We start from the raw sequence: 19,547 nt of genomic DNA on the forward strand, positions 1-19,547 counted from the left end.
AAATATTTTATTTTATTTTATTGATTTCATCCTAAGAACGCTGAAAGCTTTTTACTATCTTTTAGTTTAAGACAGGGTTTTTCAATTAAGTAATAAGAAGCAAGTCCAGCCAAGAAACTAAACCCAATATTATAGGGAAAAATTCCTGAAATAGTAGTATTATCATTCGTTAAAAATAATTGCTGCCAGATGTATAAGCTATAAGAGATTTTTCCTATGTAAACAATGACTGGTATACTCAGTAATTTATTTGCATAGGAAAGTGGATTCGCATAGAGCCAAGCAATCAGTATTCCTAAAATTATGGCATCTATCGTTAGACCTATAGAGATTAAATAACCTCTAATTAAGCGATCCAAAATGGGAGTAATGAACAATGGCCAAATAAGTAATATTACTATAGAAAATCCCTTCAATTTATATATACGCTCACTTAAGACAGGAAATTGAGTAAGAATAGCCATTAGGCAGCCTACCATAATACTATCGATTGATGTATGTAGCATCATGTTTAAATATCCTTTAACTGAAGGAAATAAAAAGTAGCTACCTACACGAATAATCGGCATCGATAAAATTAGAATAAATGATAACTTACGAGATTTGTTAATTCCTAACAACAATAAAATTAGAGGCCAGAGTAAGTAAAATTGTTCTTCTAATGAAAGAGTCCATAAATGACCAAGAAACCAAGTTCCTCTCAAGGAACCATTGTGAAAAGGGCCTAGATAGTTCCATGTAAAAGTTGCTGCTGCTATGAATTGTTCTGCATTGATATTCAAATGAGCAATCAAGTTAATAATGAAAACTACTCCTATAAAACAGTAAAGACTGGGAAATAACCGTATTGCACGGCGCATATAGAATCTCTTCAAATTAATAATACCACTTTCATTAATTTCCTTTAACAAAATTAGAGTTATTAAATAGCCACTTAGGACAAAAAATAGCCTAACTCCCAAGCTCGAATTGGCTATAAATATTGATGCTAAATTCCAAATCTCACTTTTGGAGTGAATAGTATTTTTTGCATGATCTAGTAAAACTAAGAATATAGCTATTCCTCTAAGACCATCAAATGAATGAATTCGCTTTTGAATCATTAAATCGATAAATATTGGTATAATTTATTTAAAAAGATAATGGATAAATCTTCTCAGAAGTTTAATTTTAATAGCATTTTTTAAGAGGATATTTTAAAAGTTTTCTTGTCGGCATGAATCAAAAGTTATATTTCCCTCTAAATCTACCTTTTTAAGGGGGGTCAATAAATGCCTAAAATTACAGCCAAATAAAATACTTTTAAAATCACCTCTAAGCAATTAAGGTATAGTTAAATATTTTTCAGCCAAATGGCAGCTTTAAAAACGTAGTTCACCAGTAGGGTAAATACTATAGGTCTGAGAGGGATAGTATTTAATACCTTTCATCAAGAAACTTCTGATGACTAATAAAATCATTGTACTTTGAGATAAAATACTCAAAAATGAGCTCAAAGTCAATTCGTTTTTAATTGACAGCATGATTAAAATCAGTGATAGCAGAAATCGATATGATGTAATTGGAACATTCATAGTCAAACGAGTTATCCATCCATATAAACTTCCTAAAAATATTCCTAAACCAGCGCAACCTATCCTGCCAAAGTTAGCATAAGCTTCTTGTAACAAACCCCAGGCAATTTCGGTTGTGAATGTCTCTTTATATGTTTGCAAACCATAATATACGCTTAACATATTGGTGGCTTCACTACCACGAACCTTGTTTGAGTTAAATATCCGAGGTATTAATAATTGAGGGATAAGTGAATAAGTTTTTCCCTGCATATATTCTCTTAAGGTTCCCGTTTCAGAAATTGCTTTCATCAGCATGTGTATAATGCTTGAACGATCGTCCAAGCTTTCTGGCTTTTTTTTATTACTACCTATACTGTCTTTAGGAGTATTGATATGCTGCCAAGAATTATTAATCCAGGTAATGTATACAGTCATATATTGCGAGGGTTGAATTGAGCCTTTATTCCAGTAAAGGGATCGAATTTCTCCTTTCCCTAAGTTTAGGAACGATATGACTAAAAAAGCGATCAATAATAATCGCCACGGAAATTTGCCACTACCAAGCATCCAACCTAAACTCATTAATACTACATATACACCTGCGACACTAAGGTAAAGACTAACTCCTGATTGAAAAATCATAACTACCGTTAGCAAAATAAATAGTCTTGACTCTCTACGACTCAAGCGATTAGCTCCTAGTTGATAACCCAATATCATTAATCCCAGACTAGTGAGAGACGGTATTGCAGTTTTCAAAATTGCATAAATCGAGCTAGGTATTATTAACCATAGATATCCAGTATTTTGTAAAAGATCAAAGATAATAGAAAAAAAGATTGTTTGCAGAAAGAAAGGGGTTATTTGGTTTGGTTTAAATACTTTAATTTTAGATATGCCTTGAGGTTCACGACTGACGAAAGCAAGCCAAGTTATTGTTCCCACTCCTAAAAAAATGGCAACTACTACGGCTGCATTAAAATGTAATTCTTCAGAATACTTAATAATATTTGGATTTTTGGAAATAAGGGGAAAAGCATGTGAGCCTAAGTAGGTTAGTGTCATTATTGGAAATAACGGCAGTCCTTTGGCACGATCGGCACACCATAGATAGCCTGGTAATAGTGCCATTACTGCAATTAATAGGGCACCCATCTTACTGAGAAAGGGTGCATCAGCAGTGATGATTTTTAGTACTATTAACATCAGAATAATCCAAAAGGCTTTCACAAACCAACGTTTCTGATGTTTGCTAAATCCTATAGGGGACTGAAAGTTAAACCCAGATGTCATAACCATAATTTTATAAAATTGGTACTAGCATAAAGCTTGTACATGCAATGACTAACTGAATGTGAAATTCAATGTTTCCAAATGGACGAGATTTATTTGTAAAATTAGAAGGAACTATTACTATTGTAAGTATTGATAACACGCCTGTAAAAAATCGTGTATTCACTAGAATAAATCAAAATGCTTGACTATTTGTTTAAGGGCTTCCGCAATTTATTCAACGCACAACTTACTTAATACCTGGAATCGAAGAGTTACTTTATGATGAACTGCCTTTTCTATAAATTAGCAAGACTCCGATCGAATACGGCACACTGCTGGCGGGTCATTTCCCGATCTGTATAAGGTTGAAAGGCTAACCAGTTAGTTTTTGGTTGAAACCCTTTTGGCATAGAAAGCAACCAATTAATTTGAGCAACCATCTCCGAAAGCAAATCTTCAGGCTGGTTTGATGAAGTAAAGGTAACAGCTTGACCAGCTTGGCAGCGTTGTAGAATATCAACTACAGAACTCTCGTGGTGAAAAATTGCCAGGATGGGTTTGCGGGCTAGAATACAGGGGTAGAGTTTGGAAGCTGTATAGCTAGGGTCATCGGAGCCAATAAGTAGAATAGCGTCACTATCAATGAGAACTTGTAGCGCCTCAAAGTAGGGAATGCGATGAGGATATTCGGTTACTAAGTCGGCAACATCTAGTTCTTGGGCTATTGGCTCTATAGTTTTAACGGCTTGACTGCCAAGAGCATAACTAGTACCAACAAAATGCAGTTGAACTGATTGCCAAAGTTTAGAATTATGGCGACGCTCTGACTGAATACTCAGAAATAAAGTTCTCACAGCCAAGGCCATATCATCGCCACCTCTGCCCACGTATACCCAATGGCGTTTACCATCATTGGGGTTAAATATGTTTTGCTGAATATTGAGGGAGGGAAGTTTCTTAAAATCAGACTCTGGAGCTCCAAAAGGCAAAACAGTAAACTGTTTTGGTTGTAAATGTGGGTATCGCTGTTGTAAGGTTTTCGGATATGCTGGTGAAACACTAATTACGTGACTGACTTTACTCATAGCCCTGGGTTCCAGCAATTTTGCTTGGAGTTGAGCAAATCCGTACTTGAAGCGTCCTCCTGGTGGAGTAGTGTCTGTATATTTGTAGTAATCACTTAACCAGGGATCTTGAAAGTCTAGGATATAGGGTATTCTGAAGCGTCTGTACCATCTATGACCTAGAGCCATAGTGATGAATATGGTCGTTGAAAAATATACCAAATCAAATTTTTGCAGGCGAAGGAGGCGATCGCCTGCTCTAAGTAAATAGGGAAAACTTCGCAATCCCAAACTGCCCATACCAATCAGCCGAGTCTGTCGAAGGGGTATTGCTCCTGTATATGTAACGGGGATATTAGAGGGAATTGTTTTTGCTAGTATGGGGTCTTGGATTCCTTCAACACAATCTGAACGAACAGTTAAAATGTGAGGTTCCCAACCAAATTCTTCAAAGTAGGGCAGAGACATTCGCACCCGTTGATGATCGGGAGCGTTAATTGGTGGAAAATGGGGACTAACTATTAGAACTTTATGGTTCATTTGATTTTGGAATAGTCAAATTTTTTGAATCCTCAAAATACCTTTTCATTTTTATGAAATTTTTCTCATACAATTCATAGCTTAAATATGCAATTAAGTATGTTAAAAAGATAGAGATAGGACTGGTATTTGATTTCTGAAAAGATACGTAGGGTGTGTTAGCGACAGCGTAACGCACTAAACCCTTGACTACAAAGCTTTAATTATTTACGCTTACCTACTTATGTGTTGGTAAAGCTTCTCATACTGCTCTACAATTACATCAGCAGAAAAACATTGCTCAACACGTTGACGACAGTTATGACGGTTAATATTTGGTAATTTTTCAATAGTAGTAACTGCTTCTTCAAAACTATTAACTAGATAGCCATCAATGCCTTGACGGACAATTTCTGGTAATGCCCCTCTTGAGGAGGAAATAACAGGCGTACCACATGCCAAAGCTTCGGCAAAGACAATACCAAAAGGTTCTTCCCACTCAATCGGCACAATCATGGCAGCAGCTTTTCCTAGAAGTTCATTTTTCTGAGCATCGTTAACAGTCCCAACATACTCAATCCCATTTTTGCCAAGATTGGGAAAAATTTCTTCTTGCCAGTACTTTCCTTCTTCTCCAGTTTTACTGTAGTTTCCAGCGATAATTAAACGCCGTCCTGTTTTGCGAGCAACTGCGATCGCAGTATGCGCTCCTTTAATTCGTTCTACTCGGCTCAAAAATACCAACGGCGCGTCCTCTGGTACTTTTGGCACAAAATTATACTTCTCTAGCTCAACGCAATTGTGAATGGTATGCCAAGTTCCGCCATTTGCCTTTCCCAGAGTACAAATATAGTCACTACATCCTGTAAAGGTGAGAGTTCCCTGAGCTAGCTTCGCTCCCCAACTTGTGGTGCGCTTGGTAGGGTAGCGCTGGTAAGACATGACTTTTGGCAGTTGAGAACCCAGTAGAGGTAGCAGATAGAGAATGCGAGAAAAACTGTGAACTAAGTCAGGCTGGAATTCCTGAACTACTGACCAAAGACGAATTGTGTTTTGAATTGTATCAAATTTGTTTTGCGATCGCCTGCCTGCCCAAGCGAAAAATTCAGCCGCAGGCGAGGTAGAATCAGGATGAGCTACTAGTCCAACGATATGACCTTTAGTTTGCAACCTAGTGACTAAAACATCCACAATACGTTCTATGCCTCCATAGAGTTTAGGCGGCACTGGCAGTTCTGGATCGACACTCAGTAGAATTCGCATTGCTTGATTTTCAGAAAAGCTTTTTTAAAAAAAATCCTATCTTTGACAAATTAGAATAATATTTCCACACAATTGTGGAAACAGGATAGCTAAATTCTCTGATATCATTCTAAATAAAGAATATTTTAAATATCTTTGCGGCAGCAGACTAACTCCCCAAACTAGTTTAATATTGAAACCATATATTTATCAATCAAGAGATTAACAAACTGTCCTTGGTTACAACCTAGCTCGAGCCAGCTACTCTTTTTAGTAATTATTGGTGTTAGATTTTCTAATGCCGAGAAAATGCGAGAAAATCTATACCAAGGATCATCTAAATTTTGAGTTACTTTTTTAAAAGAGTCTGTTGCTAACATTTGTTTTTTCTCCTAGCTGACTAGTTCGAATAATTAACCTTAAACAAAAGAAGTTATGGTTTTACAAAAAAGCAAGAGTTGCTACTAAACTCATTGATCTTGCTCAGTCGTCAAGTCCATTTTTTACACAATCTTTTATGCTGCTTTTCTTTGATTTGTAAAAGCTATTAGTTCTACCATAAGTGAGAATTTTACGGGCTAGAGGAGGATGGAAATAAAACTCAAAAATATAAGCAAAAATTACAGGTATAATTATTGCTAAAATTAGTTTTGTGCCAAGATTAAATGATAATAGATTAACTGCATGGATAATAGGTGTGTGAATAATATAAAGTGCATAAGAAATTTGACCAATTAATAAACAAAAGTTTTTATTAATCTGGATTGATTGCAAGTATTTTGTATACAAACATATAGTAGCAATCATTAAGATTGGCAAGAGAGCATAAAGAATCTTGGATATCAATAATGATTGAGTTCTAAAACTAAACAATGTAACTATAGTGTAAACCATTATCCATAGCAACCATTTCAATCTTATTCCTTGTTTTGTATCTATAACTATTTTTCGGTGGCTGATCAAAAAAGTAAAAAGTGGGATAATGGTACAGCCTACTATAAAATGCTTTACTGCTAAAAAGTATTCATCTGAAAAATGTAATCGAGCGGTCATTGGTAACAAACCTAACCAAGCATAAGCCAATATTAAATCCACTTTTACATATTTTGATATGTCTGTTGAATAATATCCAAGAAGCCAAATGCTTGAGTAGGCAAATATAATAGTGAAATGACCAAATATTCCTGTCAATGGCAATAATGACTGAATAATTACAGCAACAACACTTGTAATTACCCAGATGTACAATAATTTATTCTGATATCTACCTATTGTCAGAGTATAAGCTAAATAGAAGAAAATCTCAAAAGAGAGACTCCATAATGGCATATTCGCCCACATTGTTGGATAGATATAGCCTTGTAGAGTTTGCAAAAATAGCAAATTTCCTACTATAACCGACACACTTGGTACGTTTCTAGCAGCAAATGAAACTATAATTGTTAGGATGATGGCGATAATATACAGTGGAATAATCCGAGCAATTCTATGTTTAATAAATTGCAGCCTGCTTTTAGGATTGGCATCCATTGATAGTCGAATTACTGCTCCACTGAGGATAAAGAAGACTATAACTGCTTCAGTTCCCCAATTAACTAGCATTGTAACATTTCCCAAGGCTTCTCTAAATCCATCAATATAAAGGGTAAGATGACCAGTAAAAACGACTAGTGCAGCTATTCCTCTGATCAGTTCTAAATATACATTTCTCATGAGAATTTAGATTAATTTAGGTGGGGTAAATTAAGGTTTTTGCGATCGCGTTTTTGTGAGTAAATTTGCAATCGTTCAAACCATTAAAATACGTTATAAAAAACTTTTTGCTTGGGTTTATGATAAGTTTTGCAAGTGCTTTGAATAAATTTATAATTATAGTGATTATGAATGCCAGCCAATAGGCATTAAACGCAGAATCGATTTTTTAGAAAAGTCCAATAGCTACCATGTTTAAAAGATAGTTTATAGTGATTTATTCATTGCAAAACTTCTTCTACAAATTTTACAAAATGTTGCTGTTCTAGATCCCAGTTATAAATTCCTTTACCTAATTTTCTAGCTTGATTACGAACAAATTGCAGTTTAGCTGGATTAGATAATAGGCTATCTAAAGCTACTGCTACTGCTGCTGAGTCATTGATATTTACTAATAAAGCAACCTCTCCTAATTGTTTGGCAAATTCTTGTTGAGCAGGGGTAAGGCTCATTAATATAGGTAATCCTGCTAAAAGATAAACAAAAATTTTATTGGTTAGACAAATCGCTCGATTTCGAGGCTGAATTAGCTCCAGGGATAACCCAATATCATGACAAGCTGCTAACCGAGCCATTTGATCGGGGGGTGCAGGAGGAAGAAAGTGAAGGCGATCGCCTACTCCCACCTCTTGGGCTAATTGCATCAGCTGTTCTGAATAACCAGGAATAAGAATACCTCGTAAGTGCAAACGCACAGGGGTTTGCATCTGCCCTATTGCATGTAGGATTGATTCTAATCCTCTACCGGGGCCTATAGTTTGGGAAAACCAGTACAGGGAAGGTTCTGAACCAACGCGATCGCCCTGTTGTCGCTCTGTGGTCGCTGGTGCTTCTGCTAGGGGAAATACATTCAAAATCGGTTCCATGTTTACCCCGTAACGTTTAGCGTAAGCGGTAGCAATTCCTGGTGAAGCAGCAGTTAAGTGTTGACAACGAAGTAATAAAGTACGTTCAATGCGATCGCGCACCCGAATCTCTGTCTGGTTGGCTGGAGTGTCAGTTAATTCGCCAATATGAAAGTCTTCCGCATCGAACCCTAGTTTGGCATGATGTTTTTGAGCGGCAAAAGCCGCTGCTGGAAGTGCAGCCAAACAATGGGCAATGTAAAGGTCAGCAGATTCAGCCGCGGCCGCTTTGGCAAGCTTGGCACTCATAGAACTATGTGCCCAAATAGCTACAGACAAATGGGGAATCCAACCTGTCGTTGCGACTCTCCTAGCCAATTCTTGCCAGAGTCTACGCATCAAATAGGTTGGTTTGGCTCCTAAAGTGACTTGTGTCCATGACCAGGGCGCTTGGGGCAAAATACTTTCATCTAAAAGACGGGCTTCGGCTGAATAGTTTCCAGCAACTACTCGCACATGAAAACCCGCATCATGTAAAGCATTTGCTTCTTTCAATAATCTAGGATTGCAGGATACATGACCCGGACTGACTAAACAAACCCGTTTGCGACTCATACCTTTTTTGCTAACAGTTCTTTTAACGCCGTTTCCAGGTGAGTACCATAGTTATCCCAAGTAAATTCCTTGGCTCTTTTGAGTGCGTTATTGCCGATTCTGCTCAATTCTTGCGGATTTTGATAGAGATACTGTATTTTTTCTTGAATTGCTTGAGAATCCCTAATGGGGATGATAAAACCTTCTTCTCCCTCTCTGATTACAGAATCTCCTCCAGAATTGGGAGTACAAATTACAGGTAAGCCACAAGCCATAGCTTCTAACTGTACGTAAGCCATTCCCTCATCTAAGCTAGGTAAAACAAATACTGAGGAATTAGAATAATACTCTTTGAGTTGGGAGTGTTCTACTCTTGGTATATGAGTAAAGTATTGCTGATATTCTGTGAAAATATCTTGAAAGGCTGATTCCACTGAACCGATAATTAAACATTCAAAATTATCTAATTTTAAATCTTTTAAAGCTTGAAATAAGTAAATTAGCCCTTTACGAACTCCAACACTCCCTACAAATAACACTCGGAAAATCCTATCTTTTTTTGGTTGGCGATTAAATAAATTAAGCTCTACACCATAAGGAATGACTATTAACTTATGATTTGATATTCCGCATTTATTCAAAGAGTCGGCGACATATCTAGAAGGGCATAATATATAATCTGCCTCCTGACATTCTTGTAATTCTCTAGTAATTATCTTATTGAATGTTTTGGACTCATAATCTAAATTTAATCGCTCATATTCTTCAAACAATAATTGCTCTTGATGTTTGTTACACGAACCACACTCTTCAAGAATGGCAATACCACCTTTTGTTTTGACTGCTCTAATGGTTTGTAGGCTGGCCCAAGCCCAAGATATAGAAACATCTGGGTTTCCTACACGCAAACTAGCCATCCAATCGTAAACTACAGCCAGTAGCCATTCAAAAGGCGATTTAAAAAAATAAAATTTACCTAACAGCTTATCCAGAATCAGGGATACGGTGAATATTGGGGGTAAAAATATTATTTTTCCTCGATTTACTGGCACTCTCTTATAAGCAAATGATGGATGGGAAGTGATTAGCTTGTACAAGCTATTCCTGTTCTGTAACTGATAAGCAAGATGATCTGAATGAAATTTAGTACCGCAAGAGATTAAGACTTTCATAGAAGATAGGCAAATTAGCTATTGATAGGACGAGCAATTACTAGTAATTCATCTCCCGGAAATGCCATACTTGCTTGTTCTTCTGATTCATAAGCTACAGGAGTATTATCATAAGGCGGACTGTTAAAAACAGGGATAAATCCATACTTAGGTAAATTGTTAGCAAAAAATCTAGCATCCAACGCTAAAGTATGTTTTTCTCCAATCATCGGGCCCCAACCTACGCCAAGATTGCGTGCGGATTGACCACCAGCGTTAGGAACAAAGATAATTAAATATCCAGTCGGTTTAATTAGTTTTTGAAAAAGCGAAAAAGCTTGAGTTAGTTCTGGCAAATGTTCTAAAACATGACTAGTATGGATAATATCAAAAGAATGGGGTTTAAATTCTTCTAGATCAAGCAATTCATCCAAAATTTTTACTGATAAATGCTTGCGTCCATATTCCGATCTAGATTTTGAGATTTCAAAGCCAACAGCATCGTAGCCAGCTTGATTAAATTGATTTACGCCATACCCCCAAGAGCAACCATAGTCTAGCAAAGACCCATGATTTATATACTGTTTAACGATTTGTATGTTATTAGATAAATCAATCTGACTACCTCGAAATCCCAATTCCAACAATTTTTTTAGTTCTACTTCATCTGGCATATCAGTGGTCATTCCTTCTTGATATTCAGATTGATAAAAATCAATATTGTCTGCTACTCCGTCTTTAGGATAGCGGTACATCAAAAAACATTCTTGACATTGACGCAGTTCTAAAAGAATTTTTTTTCGCTGGATTAGAATTGTTCTTTCACTTTCACAATGAGGACAATAGCGACTTTGACCACTAAGTTGTTTGTTAACAATCTGACTGAAAAAAGCTAATTTATTCATTTGTTTTTGAAGGTAATATTCTGGATTAAGAAACGTGAGTTTTTCCTAAAAGTTTCATTACAGAGCGTGTCATCTGTTGACCTAAGATAGTGGACATCATTCCTACTAATTTTGGGAAACTGAGACTGAAGCCCGGTTGTAGTTGATAAAGACGGTGCAGATTTTCTTGAAAAAGTTTTTCTTCTGTCATAAACAGGGTACGAGAAGTGTAATCATACCCATTAACTAAGGCAGAAGAACGTTCTGGAGTAAGTCCACCATGATGCCGCCAAAACTCTTCGATTTGGCAGTTATTATGAAAACAGTCTTTTACAAAACCTACAGGATCGCGACTAGATAAGCTTTTGTTTTTATGAACGCGGTAATCGGCTCCTACCCCCGGTACATAGATAAATTTACCACCTACTAAGGCTGCATCCAACAGAAAACGTGCATCTTGAATAATCGGTAATGACTCATTCCAACCTCCTATTGCATCTACAATTTCCCGACGATAGAGGAGAGCAGCTGGTGGTGCCCAGAAATTAGTGAACAAGGCAATTTGAGGATCGGGGTGAACGTCTTCAATTTTTCTGGCAATGACGTTACCTGGCAAAAACTCACCTGTTTCATTTTCCTCCAACTTTTGCCAATCTGAGTAAGCAACATCAGCACCACTGGCTTCTAAAGCATTGACTCGTTTGTCTAAAGCATCAGATCGTAATAAATCATCAGCATCAAGGTATTGAATGAATTTACCTTGTGCTATGTCTGTTCCTCGGTTACGTGCTGCACTTGCTCCTCGGTTGGCGCTAAATTCTGCTCTGACTTTATTTCCAAAGGATTTGATTACTTCTGCTGTACCATCTGTTGAACCATCATCTATCAAAATAATTTCATAATCAGCAAAAGTTTGCGAGAAAACACTTTCAATGGTTTGAGCTAGAAATCGCTCAGTATTATAACAAGGAATAATGACGGAGACTTTTTTAATTTCCATTAGAGATAATAGTTAAAATTTTCATGATAGTTTTTATTTTACGTTTTACACGATATTTAATTAGAGAAATAAGGTCTAATAAATAATCCTTTAATAGTTCTTTCCGCAGAGCTTTACCCTCTCGAATTTTAATTTTCCAGATAGCTTCTAAGTTGATGCGTCCTCTAACTAAAAAACCATTTAATATGCTTCTCCAAGGATATTCTGCAACATAGTGCTGCTCGTTTCCATAAAATGAACTGAAGAGCCGGAATAGGTAATTCCAGAGTTTTTATAAAACTAAATAGTAATGACGGTCGCAATAAATCATCAGCATCAAGATATTGAATGAATTTACCCTGTGCTAAGTCTGTCCCTCGGTTACGAGCTACACTTGCTCCTTGGTTGGTGCTAAATTCTGCTCTGACTTTAGTCATAAATTCTCCATTTGTTGATAAAGATTTGCCATTTCTAATGCCACTTCCTTCATCGTCCTCACCGACGCGATCGCCTGACGTAGTTTGTCTAAGACATTCCGGTTACGAGTAAGATAGGCTATAGCCTCACTCCAAGCTGCAACATCCATAGCTGGGACTAACCACCCATCTATACCATGCCGCACTAACTCTGCTATTCCGCCAAGATTGGAACCTAAAACTGGCGTACCCACAGATAGAGCTTCTAAAACAGTTAGTGGTCCAGTTTCCAGCCACTGGGATGGTACAGCTAAAACATCAAAGCTGGCAAGGGTATCCTGTACAGCAGCACGTGATAGCGGTTCTGCTACGCGAATGCGAGGATCGTTAGCTGCTCTAGCCAAAACCTGCTGCTGATAGGCTCTCCCTTCGTCTCCCTGTACTAACCCGTGAATCACCAGTTCGACTGATACATCTAATGGTAGGCGGCACACCGCCTCTACTAGTATATGAATGCCCTTGATTTTGTCCCAACGTCCCAAAAAACCTATTCTTAGAGGCTCGCTCGTCTGTATACTGAATTTTGAATTAGGTTTAGCTTTGGGATAAGTTGAATCTACTCCCTGTCTGCACAAAACGAGTTTTTCTTTGGCTACGCCATTCAGCAGCAATGCATCATAGAGCCATTGACAGACAGCTACTATGCGATCGGACAAATCTACCATCTCCAGTAAACGATTTTGATGTGTAGCAACCAAAGTTGGTGTAGCTAGAGCAGTAGCTAGACGGTTATTAGATAATGAGGAAGAGGCGATCGCACTTAAGGGTAGGGGTATTCTAGACAATAGGGGTGCTAGGCTTGCTGGTATGCCTCGCGCCATAGCCCAACAGTTACCACACCGTACCTGCTCAATGCGTCCGTCACAGACTTGTTGCCCATTCAATAGCATTGTGCCACGCAAACAGATATATCCAGGGACATGGACGGTTAACACTGTTGGCATCCCTAGTTGTTTCGCCTGTCGCATGTGGTGTATGCTGCAACCAGTCGCCCAAGAGTGTTGATGGTAGATGTTAGCTTTTTGTTGCTGGAGCCACTGAGCAAAATATTCAAACCCACCATGCGGTGTAACATCACGGATTTGCTCAAGGGTGAGATCGCGAAAAACAGGATAACGATAGATGCTAATACCATTATGTTCATAGGTTATTTCCTGAGTTCCTTTTTGAGGAGCAGCAACAATACTTTTTACACCTTGGGAGTTTAATTGATTTACTAATCCATCGACATAAACCTCTGTACCTCCAGAAGATTCAGGAAAATAGTATCCGAGAGTTTGGATGACTTTCATTTAAGTCCTAACAACCAATTTTTTGTTAAATTATTATTGTCAATAAAAAGTTATTTTTTTACTTTGATTAAAAAGTAATTAATAGAATTAATATTTTTATTTTTGAACTGCAAAGCAGGCTTTTCAAAAAAATGCCAGCTAAGAATAGCTAATGGTATTGTCAGTAATAATGAAAGCATAAAATAAAAACCAACACCAAACTCGTATAAATTAAATTGAACAAGAAGTTGCTGTATAGGAAATGAGTAGATATAAATTCCATAAGAATAATCACTATGTTTATCAAAATTGCTCCAAGGCAGATTTATAGATAGCCATAAAATAATGTATGGTAAAGTTAATGGCTCTACCCAGGCATATAAATTAAGATATATCGCCACTGAAGTAACTAACACTAAACTAACGAAAATTATCGAATTCCAATAAACCTTTTCCCTGTAAAGCCAGAAAACTGCACCTGAAAAGAACAAGACTAACAATGGTGGTACTCTGTTACTAGTCCAATATAATAAAATTATTCGGCAGTGGCATGAGTCTAACAAGTAAGTTAATAATAGCACTAAGAAGATAGCTAAAACAATCCATCGGGACTTTGTAAGTATGGATAAAGAACCTAAAATAGCTATAGCGATATAAAGAAAAAATTCCCATTCTAAAGTCCATAGAGAACCATTCAATGATTTTTCTGGATGGGATGCCATCAGCCCAGCTATATCTGATTGTTTAATTGATAAAAATAGATTACTAAAAACATAACTAAATGGACTATCTGATGTTAAGAAATAACCACTTGTATTTCCATGTACATTGATATATGCAATGGGAGCTATAACAAAAGAAGTAACCAATAAGCAGACCCAAAAACCAGGAAAGATACGTAAGATTCGATGCCATGAATAACGCCAAATATTGGGATTTGAAATATAACTACGAGTTATCAAAAATCCACTAATGATAAAGAAAGCATGTACAGCTAATGAACCTGAACTTAGCTGTCCTTTACTTAGAGATAATAAAGGCTCATTGCCGAAATTACCAAGGATATAGCTATGTTGTAGAACGACTAAAACAGCAAATAAGAAACGTAAAAAGCCTAAGCTATTTTTTTTATGGTTAAAAGCAAGCCCTAGATTAGATTGAACTGAAGAAAAAATCATAGCAGTTCCGTATAGCCTATACTTCTTAAAAAAGATACTGTTTTTTCCTGTCCATCACTTAAAGTAACCAAAGGTTTCCAACCCAAAATTTTAGATGCTTTTTCCGATGAAAACCGAGTGATAGTTGAAGAAAATAAATCTGCTAGCCAAGCTGGTGGATGTTGAAAAGATGGTGTGTTTACAAGCATTATAGGTGAAGTTATTTGAGCTTGCTCTTGTAATAAATTATTATGCACCTTCGGCACTAATTTGAATGCTTGTCGCTTAATACTACCAAGTATAGGCATCCTATTGATAATATCAATTAATTCTAAATCTTGGATTAAATGGCGAACTAAATCTTTCATTTCTGCTGGAGTTCGATCGGATTTGTTAATTAACTGACTACGGCTGTATGAAGGCAAGTTATGAGCAAATTTCCCAATCAGTGGTGTAATGAATTCACGCCAAGAACAAAAACCATCATTGATAATGAATCTTTCACCATGTGCAGTCTCACAATTTGCTGCTAAAAGAATTGCATCAATCAAGTTTTCTACGTAAGTGTAGTTAGCAATTCCCTTTCCTTCTTCAATCCAACAAAAATTACCTGTGCGAGCCAAATCTATAGGTAATTTAGTATAGGTTTTCCCACTAGGCCCGTAAACACAAGATGGGTTAAGAATGACAATCCTAGTATTAGGACTAGACTTAGCTCGTGCAAGACACCAACGTTCCATTTTTGCTTTACTAGTGCCATATTCACCGCCGGCAGGCTGATAAGGCCAGGATTCATCAACTAATTGATTAGTCTCAGGATGTCCAAAAACATACATAGTACTGAGAATAATTAAACACTCCACTCCAGATTCGATTGCTGCATTGACTACATTTTTCGTGCCTTCAATCGTGACCTGTGCAGCATTACCTCCATCACGTCCATAGGCAAGATGAAATACAAATTTTGCACCAGCAACACTGGCTTTTACTTGCTCGTAATCTAATAAATCAATTCCCGGCATTTGAATAGGGAATCTAGCTGCACTAGCACAAGTTTTATAGTTGCGAACAGGAACAACAATATCGGAAAATCCTAACTTTACTAATCTAGCAATTAAATGTTCTCCAATAAAACCAGTGCCACCCGTAACGACTACTTTTGATACTGGAAGAGAAATTGCTTGTTGGGAATATGCTGGAGAAAGCAAGAAATTACGTTGAGCATAAGCCCACTCAATCATTCCTATAGTATTAGCAGCTTGTTTTGCTGTCACTCTTGGTGTTTTTTGCTCGTGTATTGCTGAGGCAAATTCTACAAATTGTTCTGCAAAGCAAGAATTAAATGTTGGCAACCAATCACCAAATTCAAAGGATTTATGGAGATATAATTTGCCTGCAAGTTTATCAGATTGAGAGGAGCGCCAAAAGCATGTATCAAAGGTATTAAGTTCTAGATTTAGTTCTCCTAATTCTCCTTTGAAAATAGCTGTGTTTTTCAAATCATGGGTACGAGAAAGTATTAGTTTAACAGGAATCCGATCCTGAGCCAGCAGTTCAAATTCACAATTAGCTTCTACTCCACCAAAGCAATCATCATAGTAACTGATTGGTTGTAAGGAACCAACTAAATCTTCAATTAAATCTAGATAATGAACTCCCATATCAGCGAGGACACCACCATTTTCTTTTCGGAAAAAAGCACCACTCTCAGATAGCCATCCATAAGCCCCACCACATTCAATTTCAATACTTTGAAGTGAACCAATGAGTTGATTTTTTAGAGCATTCCTCAAGGCTGTCACTGAAGGAAGTAGTCGTCTCACCATTCCAACAGCCAACACTTTTCCAGCTTTCTCTGCAAGTTCATGTAACTTCAAACAACTTGCTGCATCCATTGCTAATGGTTTCTCGCAGAGAACATGAAAGCCTTTCATCAAAGCTAGTTCAACAGCTTCGACATGGAATTGGTTTGGTAAGGCAATAACTACCGCATCAAATTCTCCCTGCCTAGAGATATTATTTAGGTAATTGCGGAAGTCTACTTCTTCACATTGAATATTGGGAGAAAGTTGTTTAAGCTTACTCAGAGTTTTTGTAGAAGTATCTGTAACAATAGTGTTAGAGATTAAACCCAAAAGGTCAAGGGCTGGTAAGTAGTACTCTGTTACAACAGCTCCGCCACCTAATATTTTTAAATTGAGGTTATTTAAGTAAGTTTGTGGATTTATCATAAGATTTAATGTGAAGGCTGCAATTTGTAAACTTAAAGTTTTATGCGCTAATTCGAGATTGATAAATATCTATATACTTTCTAGCTTGGATATCTAATGCATATTCTTTAATAGCTATTTCTCGACAATTTTTCTTCATTTCACTCCTCAAAGTATTATCTTCTAATAAATTAATAATTCCTTCGGAAAAGCTGTCAGTTTTTTCAGGTTCAGCGAGATAACCGGTAATATTAGGTCGTACTAAATCTGGAATTCCACCAACATTGAAAGATATCATTGGTGTACCACAAGCCATACTTTCTTGTAAAACTAGAGGGAGATTATCAGCTCGTGTAGGAAAAATAAACAAATCAGCAGCAGAATAAGCCATTGATTTTAAACGATCGTTAGTGACGTAGCCTAAATATAAACTATCTATTCCTGCTTCTTTCGCTATTACATCACCATTGTTACCTAAAATTAACACGACTATCTCACTTTTAAGAGAGGCAGGTAGCTTAGACAAAGACTGAAGTAATAGATCGCTACCTTTTCTGCGATCGCTAACTGATTGCGCTCCAAACATGAGTACCTTTTTATTAGTTGGTATTCCCAGAACAGAACGACACTTTTCGGTATCAAGAGGTTTATATGCTTCTGTATCAATTCCGTAAGGAATATAGTGAATAGGAAAACAATTTAGTATACTCTGCTGGGCTAAGTTAGTAAGCCACCGACTGGGAGTGACAATAGTTAAATTTGAGTTGCTATAAGTCCATTTTTTTAACTTCCATTCCAATGCAGTATTGTCCATCTGGATAGATGGATAGCTTTTTGGATAGGGACATTTCCCACAACCAAACTTCCATCGTGTACAGTCATAACTATAAATACAATGACCTGTAAATGCCCACATATCATGCAGTGTGAAAACTGCTGGTTTACTTTCGGTAAGAGCAGGAATTGCTAAGTAGTTAAAGAAACCACTATGTATAACATGGAAGTTAATTATATCAGCCCATAAATAAAATGGATCTTTAGTTAACTTATAGGAGCTAATTTTATGGATATCATTTAACCCGAACTTTGAACTAACTCTCCTTAGTAATGACTCTAATTTAGATGTTGTATTAATTAGTTTTGAATCATTAGATTCAAGGCTTTTTTGCGCTGCCAGAATTTTCCCATCAACACCTTGATTCTTTAAGCTATTATAAAGACGATACATAGCAATTGAGCCACCACCCGCACTTAGGTGATCGCTCAAACTAATTTGTAATACTTTCATCATTTCACTAATATTTTTAATTCATCTGCAAACACCCCAATTGGATCTCTTGGTATTAAATCTCTGATTTTAATTGCAGCAGTTTGTCCTATTTCGTACCAAGAATCTCTTTTTTGCCAAGCCCGTTCTAGAGCCTCATCTAGAAACTCTAATTTAGGAGCTGCTGCTATAAATCCACTAACTCCATCCTGAATAACTTCACTATTACCACCTACATCCGTCACAATACAGGGACGCGCACATAACATAGCTTCAACTACCGCAAGAGGTAAACCCTCGAAACGTGAGGGTAATATCAAAGCATGATGGGTTTCCCAAATAGACTCAATATTATTAACTAAACCATAAAAATGCACGTTTTCTAAATTCCAAAGTATTTTTAATTGACGTAAAGACTGTGAATTGGAGCCATTACCAAAAAGGGATATTTCAAGAGGTCTCGTTTTCCAGTTATTTGTTTTTAAAAGTTCAAATAGCAAATCTTGCCCTTTAGCTAAAGGGTCTAGACGAGCTACGCAAGCTAACTTAAAATTTCGGTTTTCTTCTGGCCAACTAAGTTTTGTCTCATAAGAAACTTTAAAGGGATTTCTAATAACTTTCGCATTCTCAAGTTTGACTGTTAACTGCTTTTCTGTGAGCTTCAAGTTAGCATGTGATACGAAAAAGCACTGTTCTGCTTTTGTATAAGCTTTAGCTAATCTTATGACTACTTCATCACATGGCCACATACTCTCTGTCGCAACTTGAGTAATCACAACAAAAGGAATACTTCTCTCTAAGCAGGCTTCCATACAATTTAGTCCGTCAGTGTTATCACCTTGAGATATGATGACTAGTTCAGGTCTAAATTGATCGAGAAATCCAAACTCACAATCAGAGTTGTATAGTCTAGATACCAGTCTTTGGATACGGCTTTTGTTGTACCATCGGCGTACAACGATACAACCAGAAGCTTCCATCTCTGATACTTGTTTTGCTTCATTTGTCCATCCTTTAATGCTTACACCCACAGTAAATCCTTGCTGGCTCATGCGTATAGCAGTTTGAGACCAGAGTTCTTCACTTCCTCCCCAAGGGGCAAATCCATTAGTAGAAACAAAGGCAATTTTCATCAATTTGAATGAATCAAATAATTGCAGTGAATAGCATGGAAAAAGAGAGCCTAAACTTAAGTAATAATTTAATTGCAATCACTCAGATGATAAAAGGCTTAACCTATTTTACTAAGTAATTTTGTACAATAAAATCCAATTATGTAAATAAATTCACTAGGCTAAAATCCTT

At 36.8% G+C, this 19,547-nt stretch carries 16 protein-coding genes; all 16 read right to left on the reverse strand.

Features of this window, described 5'->3' with window-relative positions; translation table 11 throughout:
- Positions 1 to 26: 26 nt before the first annotated feature.
- The 16 genes from CDG79_RS03080 to CDG79_RS03155 all read right to left on the reverse strand — a co-directional run bounded on the left by CDG79_RS03080 (position 27) and on the right by CDG79_RS03155 (position 19,453).
- Positions 27 to 1,103, reverse strand: a complete 1,077-nt coding sequence (locus tag CDG79_RS03080) for an acyltransferase family protein (protein ID WP_094340568.1) — start codon at positions 1,101 to 1,103, stop codon at positions 27 to 29.
- Between the two features lie 258 nt (positions 1,104 to 1,361).
- Positions 1,362 to 2,849 carry a hypothetical protein gene (locus CDG79_RS03085; protein ID WP_094340570.1) on the reverse strand — a complete coding sequence of 496 codons (1,488 nt, stop codon included), beginning with the start codon at positions 2,847 to 2,849 and terminating at the stop codon, positions 1,362 to 1,364.
- A 278-nt stretch (positions 2,850 to 3,127) separates the two neighbouring features.
- Entirely contained in the window at positions 3,128 to 4,435 is a 1,308-nt protein-coding gene (locus CDG79_RS03090) for a glycosyltransferase (protein ID WP_094340572.1), read from the reverse strand.
- Between the two features lie 213 nt (positions 4,436 to 4,648).
- Entirely contained in the window at positions 4,649 to 5,677 is a 1,029-nt protein-coding gene (locus tag CDG79_RS03095) for a glycosyltransferase (protein ID WP_094340574.1), read from the reverse strand.
- 161 nt (positions 5,678 to 5,838) lie between these two features.
- Positions 5,839 to 6,036, reverse strand: a complete 198-nt coding sequence (locus tag CDG79_RS03100) for a hypothetical protein (RefSeq protein WP_094340577.1) — start codon at positions 6,034 to 6,036, stop codon at positions 5,839 to 5,841.
- 103 nt (positions 6,037 to 6,139) lie between these two features.
- A complete protein-coding gene (locus tag CDG79_RS03105; protein WP_094340580.1) occupies positions 6,140 to 7,369 on the reverse strand; it encodes an acyltransferase family protein in 1,230 nt (409 codons plus the stop codon).
- Positions 7,370 to 7,629: 260 nt separating this feature from the next.
- Positions 7,630 to 8,868, reverse strand: coding sequence for a glycosyltransferase (locus CDG79_RS03110; protein WP_094340583.1), 1,239 nt, complete (start codon positions 8,866 to 8,868; stop codon positions 7,630 to 7,632).
- A complete protein-coding gene (locus CDG79_RS03115) occupies positions 8,865 to 9,944 on the reverse strand; it encodes a glycosyltransferase family 4 protein (protein ID WP_189524860.1) in 1,080 nt (359 codons plus the stop codon). The genes CDG79_RS03110 and CDG79_RS03115 overlap by 4 nt, the downstream gene beginning before the upstream one ends.
- An 89-nt stretch (positions 9,945 to 10,033) precedes the next feature.
- On the reverse strand, positions 10,034 to 10,903 hold the full coding sequence (locus CDG79_RS03120; RefSeq protein ID WP_094340588.1) for a class I SAM-dependent methyltransferase: 870 nt from the start codon (positions 10,901 to 10,903) through the stop codon (positions 10,034 to 10,036).
- 25 nt (positions 10,904 to 10,928) lie between these two features.
- Positions 10,929 to 11,882, reverse strand: coding sequence for a glycosyltransferase family 2 protein (locus tag CDG79_RS03125; protein WP_094340591.1), 954 nt, complete (start codon positions 11,880 to 11,882; stop codon positions 10,929 to 10,931).
- Positions 11,883 to 12,046: 164 nt separating this feature from the next.
- Complete coding sequence (locus CDG79_RS44700; RefSeq protein WP_094340594.1) at positions 12,047 to 12,298, reverse strand: glycosyltransferase family A protein; 252 nt, start codon at positions 12,296 to 12,298, stop codon at positions 12,047 to 12,049.
- A complete protein-coding gene (locus CDG79_RS03135) occupies positions 12,295 to 13,629 on the reverse strand; it encodes a glycosyltransferase (RefSeq protein ID WP_094340596.1) in 1,335 nt (444 codons plus the stop codon). The genes CDG79_RS44700 and CDG79_RS03135 overlap by 4 nt, the downstream gene beginning before the upstream one ends.
- A 50-nt stretch (positions 13,630 to 13,679) precedes the next feature.
- Positions 13,680 to 14,786, reverse strand: coding sequence for an acyltransferase family protein (locus CDG79_RS03140; RefSeq protein ID WP_094340599.1), 1,107 nt, complete (start codon positions 14,784 to 14,786; stop codon positions 13,680 to 13,682).
- Positions 14,783 to 16,996, reverse strand: a complete 2,214-nt coding sequence (locus CDG79_RS03145; RefSeq protein ID WP_094340602.1) for an NAD-dependent epimerase/dehydratase family protein — start codon at positions 16,994 to 16,996, stop codon at positions 14,783 to 14,785. The genes CDG79_RS03140 and CDG79_RS03145 overlap by 4 nt, the downstream gene beginning before the upstream one ends.
- Before the next feature lie 40 nt (positions 16,997 to 17,036).
- Positions 17,037 to 18,266, reverse strand: coding sequence for a glycosyltransferase family 4 protein (locus CDG79_RS03150; protein ID WP_442937374.1), 1,230 nt, complete (start codon positions 18,264 to 18,266; stop codon positions 17,037 to 17,039).
- Complete coding sequence (locus tag CDG79_RS03155; protein ID WP_223277994.1) at positions 18,263 to 19,453, reverse strand: glycosyltransferase family 4 protein; 1,191 nt, start codon at positions 19,451 to 19,453, stop codon at positions 18,263 to 18,265. Before CDG79_RS03155 ends, CDG79_RS03150 begins: the two co-directional genes overlap by 4 nt.
- Positions 19,454 to 19,547 lie beyond the last annotated feature (94 nt).

It is taken from the genome of Nostoc sp. 'Peltigera membranacea cyanobiont' 232, from assembly GCF_002245985.1.
In the GTDB taxonomy this organism is placed as follows: Bacteria; Cyanobacteriota; Cyanobacteriia; order Cyanobacteriales; family Nostocaceae; genus Nostoc.

What these genes read in the sequence shown, in the direction of transcription:
- CDG79_RS03090 (WP_094340572.1), bottom strand. Translation starts at nt 4,435, where the DNA reads ATGAACCATAAAGTTCTAATAGTTAGTCCCCATTTTCCACCAATTAAC.
- CDG79_RS03120 (WP_094340588.1), bottom strand. Translation starts at nt 10,903, where the DNA reads ATGAATAAATTAGCTTTTTTCAGTCAGATTGTTAACAAACAACTTAGT.
- CDG79_RS03085 (WP_094340570.1), bottom strand. Translation starts at nt 2,849, where the DNA reads ATGACATCTGGGTTTAACTTTCAGTCCCCTATAGGATTTAGCAAACAT.
- CDG79_RS03145 (WP_094340602.1), bottom strand. Translation starts at nt 16,996, where the DNA reads ATGATAAATCCACAAACTTACTTAAATAACCTCAATTTAAAAATATTA.
- CDG79_RS03125 (WP_094340591.1), bottom strand. Translation starts at nt 11,882, where the DNA reads ATGGAAATTAAAAAAGTCTCCGTCATTATTCCTTGTTATAATACTGAG.
- CDG79_RS03080 (WP_094340568.1), bottom strand. Translation starts at nt 1,103, where the DNA reads ATGATTCAAAAGCGAATTCATTCATTTGATGGTCTTAGAGGAATAGCT.
- CDG79_RS44700 (WP_094340594.1), bottom strand. Translation starts at nt 12,298, where the DNA reads ATGACTAAAGTCAGAGCAGAATTTAGCACCAACCAAGGAGCAAGTGTA.
- CDG79_RS03150 (WP_442937374.1), bottom strand. Translation starts at nt 18,266, where the DNA reads ATGATGAAAGTATTACAAATTAGTTTGAGCGATCACCTAAGTGCGGGT.
- CDG79_RS03100 (WP_094340577.1), bottom strand. Translation starts at nt 6,036, where the DNA reads ATGTTAGCAACAGACTCTTTTAAAAAAGTAACTCAAAATTTAGATGAT.
- CDG79_RS03110 (WP_094340583.1), bottom strand. Translation starts at nt 8,868, where the DNA reads ATGAGTCGCAAACGGGTTTGTTTAGTCAGTCCGGGTCATGTATCCTGC.
- CDG79_RS03105 (WP_094340580.1), bottom strand. Translation starts at nt 7,369, where the DNA reads ATGAGAAATGTATATTTAGAACTGATCAGAGGAATAGCTGCACTAGTC.
- CDG79_RS03135 (WP_094340596.1), bottom strand. Translation starts at nt 13,629, where the DNA reads ATGAAAGTCATCCAAACTCTCGGATACTATTTTCCTGAATCTTCTGGA.
- CDG79_RS03095 (WP_094340574.1), bottom strand. Translation starts at nt 5,677, where the DNA reads ATGCGAATTCTACTGAGTGTCGATCCAGAACTGCCAGTGCCGCCTAAA.
- CDG79_RS03140 (WP_094340599.1), bottom strand. Translation starts at nt 14,786, where the DNA reads ATGATTTTTTCTTCAGTTCAATCTAATCTAGGGCTTGCTTTTAACCAT.